Genomic DNA, 11035 nt, shown 5'->3' with positions numbered 1-11035 from the left:
CCCCCTGCCTCCCCTTCACCGCCCGCCACGCACTCGCCACCACCAGCGACCCCAGCCCAAGCGCAAGCCCAAGCAGGACGATGGCGCTCATGTGATCGCGCACCAGCGGCACATTGCCGAAGAGATAGCCGCCGGCCAGCAGCGACACCACCCACACCGTAGCGCCAGCGCTCGCGGCCAGCGCGAAGCGCGTCGCGGACATGGCGGACACGCCCGCAACGAAGGGCGCAAAGGTGCGCACCACGGCGACGAAAGGGGACAGCAGCAAAGTCAGCCCGCCGTGGCGCTGGTAGAAGTCATGCGTCCTGCGCAGTGCGTCGCGATTGATCCATCGGTAGCCGCCCGTGAACACGCGCTCCCCGATGGCTTTGCCGATGGCGTAGTTCAGCAGGCTGCCGGCCACTGCGGCGATCAGCAGCACCGGCAGCAGGATCCATAGCTTGAGCGCGCCCGCCGCGCAGAACGCGCCACAGAGGAACAGCAGCGGGTCGCCTGGCAGGAAGAACAGCGGCAACAGCCCGATCTCGCAGAACACGATGGCGAACAGGATGCCGTAGACCAAGACGCCGTATTGCGCGATAGCAGGGCCAAGATGCTGGTCGAAATGCAGCAGCAACGGCAAGACTTGCGATGCTTCCATGCGTGCCCCTGATCTTGAAGTGATGGCTACAGTGTAGGCGTGCCCTGGCCACCGCGGACCTCGGATAGCTACGGTGCCCTGGCCCCCAATGCCGATGACAAGCGGGAATTATGCCGAGAAGAGCCTTTCCCTGCGGCGCGCACCCGCATAATATCGGGCACAATCCGCGCAATCCTCTGCACCAACAACCCTAGGAAAACCCATGTCAAACTCCCAAGCCACCGCCCGGATCGGCTCGGCCGATGCCAACTACCTTGTGCACCTGCAGGCCGGCAGCCACGCACTGGTCGGTGACGAGTCCGCCGGGCTGGGCGGCACGGACCAGGGCCCGCCGCCCTTTGCCTTCGTGCTGTCCGGGCTGGTGTCCTGCACCGCCATCACGCTGAAAATGTATATGCAGAGAAAACAGTGGCCCGTGGCTGATGTGGAAGTCACGGCAGTCTTCCAGGGCAAGGATGAGGCACGCTTCATCCGGCGCGAAGTCCGGCTTGGCGGCGTGGAACTGGGCGAGGCCGAGCGCGAGCGGCTCGCGCAGATCTGCGAGCGCACGCCGGTGACGCTGTTCCTCAAGGGTGCGTCAAGGATCGAGACAACCTTCCTCTGAGAAGCCCCCGGGCAAAACCGGAAGGGACAGCCCGCAGGCCGCCTCGTCCGGTTCGCGCCGGCGGCCTACCTGGCGGCAGTCGCCGCCAGATGGGTCCGCACCACCACCTCCGAATGCAGGGTCCGGTGGACCGGGCACTTGTCGGCGATCTCCATCAGCGCCGCGCGTTGCGCCTCGTCCAGCGGGCCGCGCATGGTGATCTCCCGCTCGATCCAGTCGATCTTGCCTTCGGTGGTGGAGCACTCCGCGCTATCGGTCGCGTGGATCTTCTCGTGGCGCAGCGTCACGGCCACGTGTTCCAGTGGCCAGCCCTTGCGATCGGCATACATGCGCATGGTCATGGCGGTGCAGGCGCCCAGCCCCGCCAGCAGCAAGTCGTAAGGCGCAGGCCCGCCATTGAGGCCGCCAAACGAAACGGGCTCGTCGGCCAGCAAGTGATGAGGCCCGGCGGTGATGCGCTCCTGGTACTTGCCGACGTGGCTTTCCTCCACCCGCACCAGCCCTTCCTCGGCCACCGCGGCCGGCACATCCAGGGCATCGATGTCGAGATAGCGCTGGCTCCATGCCGCGATGGTGTTGGCCACGTAGACGGCATCGGCCTTGCGCGTGAGCAGGTGATCGGCGCGGTCGAGCGAGACGAAGCTCTTGGGGTGCTTGGCGGCAATGAAGATCTGCGTGGCGTTGTCGATGCCGACGGTGTCGTCCTGCGGCGCATGCATGACCAGCAGCGCCTTGCGCAGCTTGGCTACGCTATCGAGCAGCTTCTGCTCGGCCACGTCTTCGATGAATTGCCGCTTGATCTTGAACGCACGGCCGGCGAGCCGGACCTCGGCCTGTCCATCGGCCTCGATGCGCGCGGCCTGGTCGCCGAACAGGCCGACCACATGGCTCGGATCGCTCGGCGCGGCGATGGTGACGACCGCCTTGGCTTCGGGGATGCCGTGCGCGGCGCTGAGCACCGCCGCGCCGCCCAGGCTGTGGCCGATCAGCAAGGCCGGCGCCCGGTGATGCTGGCGCAGGTAGTCCGCCGCCGCCAGCAGGTCGGCCACGTTGGACGAGAAATTGGTATTGGCGAAATCGCCGCCGCTGCCGCCAAGGCCGGTGAAATCAAAGCGCAGCACGGCGATGCCGTGCGCCGTCAGCGCCTGCGCGATACGCGTCGCCGCCAGCACGTCCTTGCCGCAAGTGAAGCAATGGGCGAACAAGGCAAAGGTGCGCACCGGGCCAACTGGCAAATCCAGCCGTGCGCTGAGTTGCTGACCATCACTTCCCGGGAACTGCAGGCGCTGGGCTTCCATGGGTATCCTCATGCTTGACGCGAACTGTATGAGGTTCCCACTCTAGCCAAGTTTGCCGCCGTGTGCCACTGGCGCCGCATGGCTGTCCGCGCACAACACGCAGTAGCGCCGGCAAGCTTGCCATTCATGGCGAAAGAGCGTGGCCCCCAAGACCGGGGGCGCGCCCACGCCGAAGGTGCCGGACAGCTAGCAGGATACGCACAGCGTTTCCATCAAGGGGTACGAGCCAGTGGCGTCATTGGCGTGGCATAGCCCGATCAACCTGTGCAAGTCGGCAATCCGTCGCCGGCCACTGATCCTGGCATAGGCCCGCCGGCTCACATGCGTGCTTTCTCCCTGCCCTTGAGCGCACTGCGCAGGTAGTCCGCCAGCGCCACCACATTGCCCGCGGTGGCGGGTTCCCGCTTCCATACCAGCCCCACGTCCATCGACGGCACCTTGTCGGCAATCCCGCGCCGCACGATGCGCTGCCCCTCCAGCGACCACGGCCGGTAGACCAGGTCGGACAGGATGGCGATGCCGCGCCCGGCCGCCACCAGGCTGCGGACCGCCTCGATCGAGCAGCTCTGGTAGCGGACCTGGGGCGCCAGACCATATTGCCCCCAGTACTTGCCGACCGTGGCAATGTGCTCGTCCATGTCGAGCAGGATGTAGTCATGCCGCGCCACGTCCGCCAGGCCGATGCGGTCCGCCGTCATCAGCGGATGCTCGGGATGGCCCCATAGCTGCCTTGGCGAGCGCAGCAGCGTTTCGCAGGTGACATGGTCGAGCCCGGGCAGGTTCGAAACCAGCAGCAGGGCAATATCGATCTCGCCACGCAGGATGCCCCGCTCGATGTCATGCCGTTCCCGCTCCAGCAGCTCAAGCCGCAGCCTGGGGAATTTTCTCTCGATGGACTCTAGCAAGCCGGGCAGCACATAAGCCGTGATGGTTTCGGTCACGCCCATGCGCACCGTGCCCGCGATGTCTACCGGCGCCACGCTGACGGCTTCCACCGCATCCAGCACGGCGTCCTCGATCTGCTGCGCATGCCGCAGGAAACGCGTACCGGCTTCGGTAAGGCGCACGCCGCCGGCGTGCCGGGTGAACAACTGCACGCCCACCGCTTGCTCCAGACTCTTCAGGGAGGCCGTCATGGACGACTGCGATACGTGGCAACGAAGTGCCGCACGCGACACTTGCCCCGTCTCGGCGATGGCCACGAAATGCTGCAGTTGCTTTAGAGTGGGGAGCATCGATTTTTCCGATATTACTATGTCGAAATTATGAATTAGAAATACTTCCTCATCCTAGCTAGCATCCGGTCAGGAGACAAGATGCGGTGACAACCATGATTCAGGAAGACAAGCGCGGCTACTGCACGTTGTGCCGCTCCCGATGCGGCACGGTGAACGTGGTGGAGAACGATGCGCTGATCGCAGTGCGCCCGGACACCTCGCACCCCACGGGCAAGGCGATGTGCATGAAAGGAAAATCCGCGCCGGAGCTGGTCCATGGCGCCGACCGCGTGCTGTATCCGATGCGGCGGACCACGCCCAAGACCGACGCGGATCCCGGCTGGCAGCGCATTAGCTGGGAGCATGCCCTGGCCGAGGTTGCGCAGCGCCTGCTCCAGGCCAGGTGCGAGGGCGGCGCCGAATCGGTCGCCTTTGCCGTCACCACGCCGAGCGGCACGCCGCTGTCCGACAGCATCGACTGGATCGAGCGGCTTATCCGGCTCTTTGGCAGTCCCAACACCTGTTACGCCACGGAAATCTGCAACTGGCACAAGGACTATGCGCACGCCTTCACCTTCGGCTGCGGCATGCCGACCGCGGATTACCGCAACGCCGAACTCATCGTGTTGTGGGGCCATAACCCGACCAACACCTGGCTGTCGCAGGCCGAAGCGATTGGTGCCGGCAGGGCCGCCGGCGCGAAGCTGCTGGTGGTAGACCCCAGGCAGACAGCGCTGGCTGGCCAGGCGGAGCAATGGCTGCGCGTGCGGCCGGGCACGGACGCCGTGCTCGCCATGGCGATCGCCAACCTGCTGATCGAAGCCAATGCGTTCGACCTGGCCTTCGTGCGGCAATGGACCAATGGCCCCTTGCTGGTGCGCAGCGACAACGGGCGCTTCCTGCGGGGCCGCGACCTGGGGCTGGCCGACGGCGATGCCTACCTGGCCTGGGACGCCCATGCCGGACAAGCCCGGCCGTCGTCGACGCTGGCCGGGCGGGATTTCGAGCATGTCGCGCTAAGAGGCACTTTCGAAGTGGGCCACGCCACAGGCACGGCCACGCTCGCTTGCCGACCCGCCTTCGACCTGTATGCCGGCGAATGCGCCCGTTACCCCGCTGACGTAGCCGAGCGGCTCACCTGGGTGGCGCAGGCGGATATCCGCCATGCGGCAAGCCTGTTCGGCTCGGCCAGGCGCGTGGCCTATCACGCCTGGTCCGGCGTTGGCCAGCATGACAACGCAACCCAGACGGACCGGGCAATCGCGTGCCTCTATGCCTTGACCGGCAGTTTCGACAAGCCGGGTGGCAACCGGATCTTTCAAAAGCCCCCGTACAACCCGGTCAACAGCTTCGACCTGCTGCCGCCGGCGCAGAAGAGCAAGGCACTGGGCTATGACGCGAGGCCGCTCGGGCCGCCCGCGCAGGGATGGGTCACCGCGCGCGACCTTTACCGGGCGATCCTGCACGCGCAGCCCTACGCCGTGCGCACGCTGATGGCATTCGGCACCAATCCCCTGCTCTCGCAAGCCGATGTGGACGACGGCGAGCGCGCCCTGCGCAGCCTGGACTTTTATGTCCATTGCGATCTGTTCGAAACCCCCAGTTCCCGCTACGCCGATATCCTGCTGCCGGTCAACACGCCGTGGGAGCGCGAGGGACTGCGCATCGGTTTCGAGATCTCCGCCGAGGCCGAGCAACTGGTGCAGTTGCGCCAGCGCATGGTGTCGCCGCGCGGGGAGTCGCGCTCGGACAACGACATCGTGTTCGATCTCGCCGTCAGGCTGGGCATGGGGCAGGCGTTCTTTGGCGGCAGCCTGGAGGCGGGATGGAATCACATGCTCGCCCCGTCAGGGTTGACAGTGGACAAGCTGCGTGAGCAACCGGAAGGCATCCGCGTGCCCGTTGCCGACGTGGAGCGCAAGTATGCGGGCCGGCCGCGCGCTCGCGCCTTCAACACACAAACGGGGTTGGTGGAGTTGTACTCCGAACAGTTGCTGCGCCACGGCTATCCGCCACTGCCACGCGCCGGCCAGTGCCCCGAAGAAGCAGACGACGCTGCCGGCGACGCCTATCCTTTCGTCCTGACCTCGGCCAAGAGCGGCTACTACTGCCACAGCCAGCATCGCGGGCTGCCCTCGCTGCGGCGCCGCGCGCTGCAACCCGAAGCGGAAATCCCGGCCGCGCTGGCAGCCGCGCGCGGGATTGCCAGCGGCGATGCGATCCGGGTGACCACGTCCATGGGCAGCGCAAGGTTTATCGCCAAGATCCGGGAAGGCCTGCATCCCCGCGTGGTGGTCGGCGAATTTGGCTGGTGGCAGGGCTGCGATGCGCTTGCGCAGACCGCGCTCGGCGTCACGGGCGAGAACAACAGCAACTACAACGGCTTGATCGCCGCGGACAGCATCGATCCGGTCAGCGGCTCCGTGCCGCTGCGGGCCTACCGCTGCAACGTCGAGCACGACCCGGCCTTCGATGTGACGCGCCGCCGGTGGGACGGCTATCGCGCCTTTCGCGTCGCTAGCCTGGTGAAGGAAGCGCGCGAGGTCACGTCGGTATGCCTGGAACCCATCGATGGCGGCGGCTTGCCGGACTTCCTGCCGGGCCAGCATGTGACGATCAAGCTCACCGTGCCGCCCGCCGGCGAAGAGATCGTACGCTCGTATTCGCTGACCGGCCCCGCCGTCTTGCCGATGCGGCGTGGCTACTCAATCTCCGTGCGCCGCGCGGCGGGCCTGACCGATACCGGCGAGGCCGTGTTCGGGCGCGCTTCGTCGCATATCAACCTGTGCCTTGCGATTGGCGACATCGTCTCGCTGCGTTCGCCATCCGGCACCTTTGTCATGCCGGTGCGCACCCGGCGCCCACTGGTGCTGCTGGCCGGCGGGATCGGCATCACGCCGTTTGTCAGCCTGCTCGAATCGCTGGCCGGGCTCGCTGATGCACCAAAGATACTGCTGTTGTACGCGAACCAGAACGGCCTGGCCCATGCGTTCCGGTCACGCATCCTGGCACTGCGGCACACCTTGCCGACGCTGGAAGTCGTCAATTTCTACGACAGTCCCGCGCAAGGCGACGTACCCGGCGTCGACTACGACGTGGCCGGACGCGTCAGCGCCGAGCATGTCCCGGCCGGACTGCTCGGCCAGCGCCCGCTCGTCTATATGTGCGGCCCCGCGCCAATGATGACCGCCTTCGCCAACGCGCTGGCCGAGCGTGGCGTGCCGCGCGCCGACATCTTGCGCGAAGTGTTCCGCTCGCCCGAACGCGTGGCGGCCGGGCCAGGCCAGCAGTTCAATGTGGTGTTCGCCAGGTCCGGCACCACCGGCACCTGGCGCTCGGCGGACGGCCCACTGCTGGGCTTCGCTGAAAAGCTCGGCCTGGCACTGCCCAGCGGCTGCCGGGTCGGCCAGTGCGAGAGCTGCGCGGTTTCCGTCGTGTCGGGCCGCATCCGGCACCTGCACGGCGAGGAACCCGACGATGCCGGCATGTGCCTGGCGTGCCAGGCCGTGCCTGCCAGCGACATCGTGCTGAACGCATGATTGCGCCCGCCGCCGCCCTTCTTCCAACCCCACCCAAGCCAACATGTTGATACTCGACTCCGACACCACCCGCGCGCTGCTGCCGTTCGCCAAACTCGTGCCTGCCCTGCGCGACGCGTTTATCCGCGGCTGCGAGGTCCCGCAGCGCCACAGCCATGTCATCGATACGCACGGCGCGGCGCCGGGGACAATGCTGCTGATGCCCGCCTGGCAGGCCGACGCCTATCTCGGCGTCAAGACCGTGACCATCTACCCGGGCAATACGTTGTCCGGGCTGCCGGGCTTGTACTCGACCTACCTGCTGCACGATGCGTGCACCGGCAAACCGTTGTCCATGATCGATGGCAACGAGATCACGTCCAGGCGTACCGCCGCCGCGTCGGCGCTGGCGGCCTCTTACCTGAGCCGCAATGATGCTTCGTCGATGCTGGTGCTCGGCGCGGGCCGCGTAGCCAGCCTGCTGCCCCAAGCCTATCGCGCCGTCAGGCCGATCCAGCGCGTTGCCGTCTGGGATATCAACGCGAGCCAAGGCGAAGCGCTGGCGGCAAGATTGCGGGCCGACGGCTTCGAGGCGCGCTTTGTCGCGACGATCGCCGCCGCCTGCGAAGACGCCGATATTGTGACCTCCGCCACGCTCTCCACCTCGCCGCTCGTGCAGCGCGCGTGGCTCAGGCCCGGCACCCACCTGGACCTGATCGGCGGCTTCACGCCGGCCATGCGCGAGGCCGACGACGGCTGCTTCGAGTCAACCGCCGTCTTCGTCGACACCAGCGAAGCCGTGCTCAAGGCCGGCGACCTGCTCCACCCGATCGAAGCTGGCGTGCTCAAGGCCACCGATATCCGGGGCACGCTCGCGGACCTGTGCCAGCAGCGCCATCGCGGCCGCACGGATGACACGGAAATCACCGTCTTCAAGGCTGTCGGCACCGCGCTGGAAGACCTCGCGGCCGCCGTCATGGCTTATGAAGGATTCGAAGGCTTGCCGCGCACCACGCCGCGCGCAGAAAGCCATGGCAATGTAAGGAGACAAGCATGAAAAGCACCCCCCTGCCCCTGAACGCAGCCAACCACCCGGACCACCCGGGCCGCGGCGGACTGGAGCGTCTGGCCGTCAAGGTCACCGACTGGTCCGAGCGCTGGTTCCCCGACTCGTATATCTTTGCCGCCATCGCGGTGATCGTCGTGGCGCTTGGCGCGATGGCCATCGGCGCGCCCGCGCATGGCGTGGCCCGCGCATTTGGCGACGGCTTCTGGAGCCTGATCCCGTTCACCATGCAAATGGCGGTGGTGGCCATCTCGGGCTATGTCGTGGCGGCCTCGCCGCCGGCTTCCCTGCTGATCGAGCGGCTAGCCGCCCTGCCGCGCACAGCACGCGGCGCCATCGCCTTTGTCGCGCTGGTCAGCCTGCTGACCTCCCTGCTCAACTGGGCCATCAGCCTGATCTTCAGCGGGCTGCTGGTGCGGGCCATTGCACGACGCACCGGGCTGCGCGTGGACTATCGCGCGGCCAGCGCCGCCGCCTACCTGGGAATGGGCGCCACCTGGGCACTGGGCTTGAGTTCGTCCGCAGCGCAGTTGCAGGCCAATCCCGCCAGCCTGCCCAAGTCGCTGCTGGATATCACGGGCGTGATTCCGTTTTCGCAGACCATCTTCCTGTGGCAATCGATGGCGATGACAGCCGTGCTGATCGTCGCTTCCTTGCTGGTAGCGTATTTTTCAGCGCCGGCGGGCGAGCGCGCGCGCACCGCGCAGGACATGGGCGTGGATATCGACGATGCCGGCGATGGCATTGGCCGCCCCACGCGCCCCGGCGAATGGCTGGAATACAGCCCCTTGCTGACCCTGCTGATCGTGGCCCTCGGCGCCGGTTGGCTGGTGCATGAATTCACCACCAAGGACCCGATCCTCGCGATCTCCAACCTCAACACTTACAACTTTCTGTTCCTGATGCTGGGCATGCTGCTGAACTGGCGTCCCAAGCGCTTCCTGCGCGCCGTGGCCAGGTCCGTGCCATCCACCGCCGGGGTGCTGATCCAGTTTCCGCTCTACGGCGGCATTGCGTTCATCCTCACCAAGGCAGCCGGCATGGATGGCACGACGTTGTCGCACCACCTGGCATCGGCTTTCGTCTCGGTCGCCACCAAGGATTCGTTCTCCGCGGTGATGGGCGTCTATTCCGCCGTGCTGGGCTTCTTCGTGCCATCGGGCGGCGGCAAATGGGTCATCGAGGCACCTTACGTGATGCAGGCTGCCAATGAACTGCAAGTCCACCTGGGCTGGGCGGTGCAGGTGTACAACGCCGCGGAGGCGCTGCCCAACCTGATCAACCCGTTCTGGATGCTGCCGCTGCTGGGCGTGCTGGGGATCCGGGCCAAGGACGTGGTCGGGTTTACTTTCACCCAGTTGCTGGTCCACGCGCCGCTTGTGCTGTTCATGCTGTGGGCCTTTGCTTCGACGCTGCCTTACAGTCCGCCCGTCATGCCTTGATACCTTGATGCCTTGATGCCGTGGCGCCTTGCCCATTGAGTGGCTTGGCAGGACTGGCGGCTACGTCGACGGCGGCGGCAGACAAACCCGGAGGGATCCCATTCCCGGTTTAATATGCTGGTTTTCAGGCCGGCGCGACCGGCCAACTTTCCCCCTCCACTCTGCCAGCACACACATGAAGAAGATTGCACTGCTAGTTGCCGCCCTGGGCATGGCGTCCATCACCCACGCTGCCGCCCCGGCCGCGGAAACCCTGCCGTCCGGCATGTCCGTCCAGACGCTTGTCAAGGGCAGCGGCGCCACGCCGAAGGCCTCCGATGTGGTCAAGGTGCACTACCGCGGCACGCTCACCGACGGTACCGAGTTCGACAGCTCCTACAAGCGCGGCCAGCCGATCTCGTTCCCGCTGAACCGCGTCATTCCCTGCTGGACGGAAGGCGTGCAGAAGATGCAGGTCGGCGGCAAGGCCAAGCTGGTGTGCCCGGGCCCGACCGCCTATGGCGCGCGCGGCGTGCCCGGCACGATCCCGCCGAACGCCACGCTGAACTTTGAAGTCGAGCTGCTCGGCATCGGCAACTGACGGCAACTGACGCGACGCGGCCTCACCGCATTTCGCAAGGCCCCGGCCTCCTGGCCGGGGCACGATGGACACGATTCCAGCACCACTGGCAAGCAAGGCACGCCCGCCGGATTCGCACACAACGGTTCCGGCAATGAACGGGTCAGGCGGAACGTAGCAGGCCGCCCCGCCCGGCCAGGACGGCCAGCATTACTCGCCTGAACCGCCTGGCGCCATGGCGCGGCGCTTGCGCGTGACCACCAGGGGTGCCTGGGCGTTGCCTTCCGAAGACACACGCGGCGGACGAGGACCCGAGCCCGGCGTGCGCGGGCCTGCGCCGGGCGGACGTGCGCCGCCACCGCCGCCGGGAGGACGCGTGCCGGTATCGAGCTGGATCGTCGAGATGGCGCGCTTGTAGATGGTCTGCATGCCGCCGGGCGTGCTCAGCATCACCACGAACGCGTCGAAGGACTCGATGGAGCCGACGAGCCGGATGCCGCTGACCAGGTACACCTGCACACGCTTGCGCTCTTTGCGCGTGGTGTTCAGGAAGGAGTTTTGCGGGTTGGTGTCGTCAAGCTGCATGGGATATTAAGAGTAAGGCAGACGAAGCGCTGCGAGAAAAAGATGGCTACTGCGGCGCAGCTTCGTCGGCGGTGCACCGATGCACAATATCGGTGCGCACGCGCTA

General features: G+C 66.5%; 9 protein-coding genes. 5 read left to right on the top strand and 4 right to left on the bottom strand.

Features of this window, described 5'->3' with window-relative positions; translation table 11 throughout:
- The coding region (locus AC1RWI_RS28890) for a VTT domain-containing protein (RefSeq protein WP_492870032.1) at positions 1-640 on the bottom strand (640 nt) is incomplete at its 3' end.
- Between the two features lie 202 nt (positions 641-842).
- Between AC1RWI_RS28890 and AC1RWI_RS28885 the strand changes: the two genes are divergently transcribed.
- Positions 843-1244 carry an OsmC family protein gene (locus tag AC1RWI_RS28885; RefSeq protein WP_043354766.1) on the top strand — a complete coding sequence of 134 codons (402 nt, stop codon included), beginning with the start codon at positions 843-845 and terminating at the stop codon, positions 1242-1244.
- A 65-nt stretch (positions 1245-1309) separates the two neighbouring features.
- On the opposite strand, the gene AC1RWI_RS28880 is transcribed toward AC1RWI_RS28885, so the two are convergent.
- Both AC1RWI_RS28880 and AC1RWI_RS28875 read right to left on the bottom strand, forming a co-directional pair.
- On the bottom strand, positions 1310-2542 hold the full coding sequence (locus AC1RWI_RS28880) for a bifunctional alpha/beta hydrolase/OsmC family protein (protein WP_043354764.1): 1233 nt from the start codon (positions 2540-2542) through the stop codon (positions 1310-1312).
- A 317-nt stretch (positions 2543-2859) separates the two neighbouring features.
- Complete coding sequence (locus tag AC1RWI_RS28875; protein WP_043354762.1) at positions 2860-3777, bottom strand: LysR family transcriptional regulator; 918 nt, start codon at positions 3775-3777, stop codon at positions 2860-2862.
- 95 nt (positions 3778-3872) lie between these two features.
- Here AC1RWI_RS28875 and AC1RWI_RS28870 point away from each other — a divergent pair, with 95 nt between their 5' ends.
- From AC1RWI_RS28870 to AC1RWI_RS28855, 4 genes are all read left to right on the top strand, one after another.
- Positions 3873-7298: a molybdopterin-dependent oxidoreductase gene (locus AC1RWI_RS28870; protein ID WP_492870034.1), complete on the top strand. Its 3426-nt coding sequence runs from the start codon at positions 3873-3875 to the stop codon at positions 7296-7298.
- 43 nt (positions 7299-7341) lie between these two features.
- Complete coding sequence (gene lhpI, locus AC1RWI_RS28865) at positions 7342-8334, top strand: bifunctional Delta(1)-pyrroline-2-carboxylate/Delta(1)-piperideine-2-carboxylate reductase (protein ID WP_492870031.1); 993 nt, start codon at positions 7342-7344, stop codon at positions 8332-8334.
- Entirely contained in the window at positions 8331-9785 is a 1455-nt protein-coding gene (locus AC1RWI_RS28860) for a short-chain fatty acid transporter (protein WP_492870030.1), read from the top strand. Before lhpI ends, AC1RWI_RS28860 begins: the two co-directional genes overlap by 4 nt.
- Before the next feature lie 175 nt (positions 9786-9960).
- Complete coding sequence (locus tag AC1RWI_RS28855) at positions 9961-10365, top strand: FKBP-type peptidyl-prolyl cis-trans isomerase (RefSeq protein WP_492870029.1); 405 nt, start codon at positions 9961-9963, stop codon at positions 10363-10365.
- 189 nt (positions 10366-10554) lie between these two features.
- Here AC1RWI_RS28855 and hfq read toward each other — a convergent pair whose 3' ends face one another.
- Positions 10555-10929, bottom strand: a complete 375-nt coding sequence (gene hfq, locus AC1RWI_RS28850) for an RNA chaperone Hfq (RefSeq protein WP_052495028.1) — start codon at positions 10927-10929, stop codon at positions 10555-10557.
- Positions 10930-11035: the final 106 nt, after the last annotated feature.

This window comes from Cupriavidus sp. MPR-AND1C, from assembly GCF_058809705.1.
Note: the sequence above shows the minus strand (reverse complement) of the source record. Positions and strands in the feature narration are given on the sequence as shown.

Bases quoted from the DNA above. Each gene is read 5' to 3' on its own strand.
- AC1RWI_RS28885 (WP_043354766.1), top strand. From the start codon at position 843: ATGTCAAACTCCCAAGCCACCGCCCGGATCGGCTCGGCCGATGCCAAC.
- AC1RWI_RS28880 (WP_043354764.1), bottom strand. From the start codon at position 2,542: ATGGAAGCCCAGCGCCTGCAGTTCCCGGGAAGTGATGGTCAGCAACTC.
- AC1RWI_RS28875 (WP_043354762.1), bottom strand. From the start codon at position 3,777: ATGCTCCCCACTCTAAAGCAACTGCAGCATTTCGTGGCCATCGCCGAG.
- AC1RWI_RS28870 (WP_492870034.1), top strand. From the start codon at position 3,873: ATGATTCAGGAAGACAAGCGCGGCTACTGCACGTTGTGCCGCTCCCGA.
- lhpI (WP_492870031.1), top strand. From the start codon at position 7,342: ATGTTGATACTCGACTCCGACACCACCCGCGCGCTGCTGCCGTTCGCC.
- AC1RWI_RS28860 (WP_492870030.1), top strand. From the start codon at position 8,331: ATGAAAAGCACCCCCCTGCCCCTGAACGCAGCCAACCACCCGGACCAC.
- AC1RWI_RS28855 (WP_492870029.1), top strand. From the start codon at position 9,961: ATGAAGAAGATTGCACTGCTAGTTGCCGCCCTGGGCATGGCGTCCATC.
- hfq (WP_052495028.1), bottom strand. From the start codon at position 10,929: ATGCAGCTTGACGACACCAACCCGCAAAACTCCTTCCTGAACACCACG.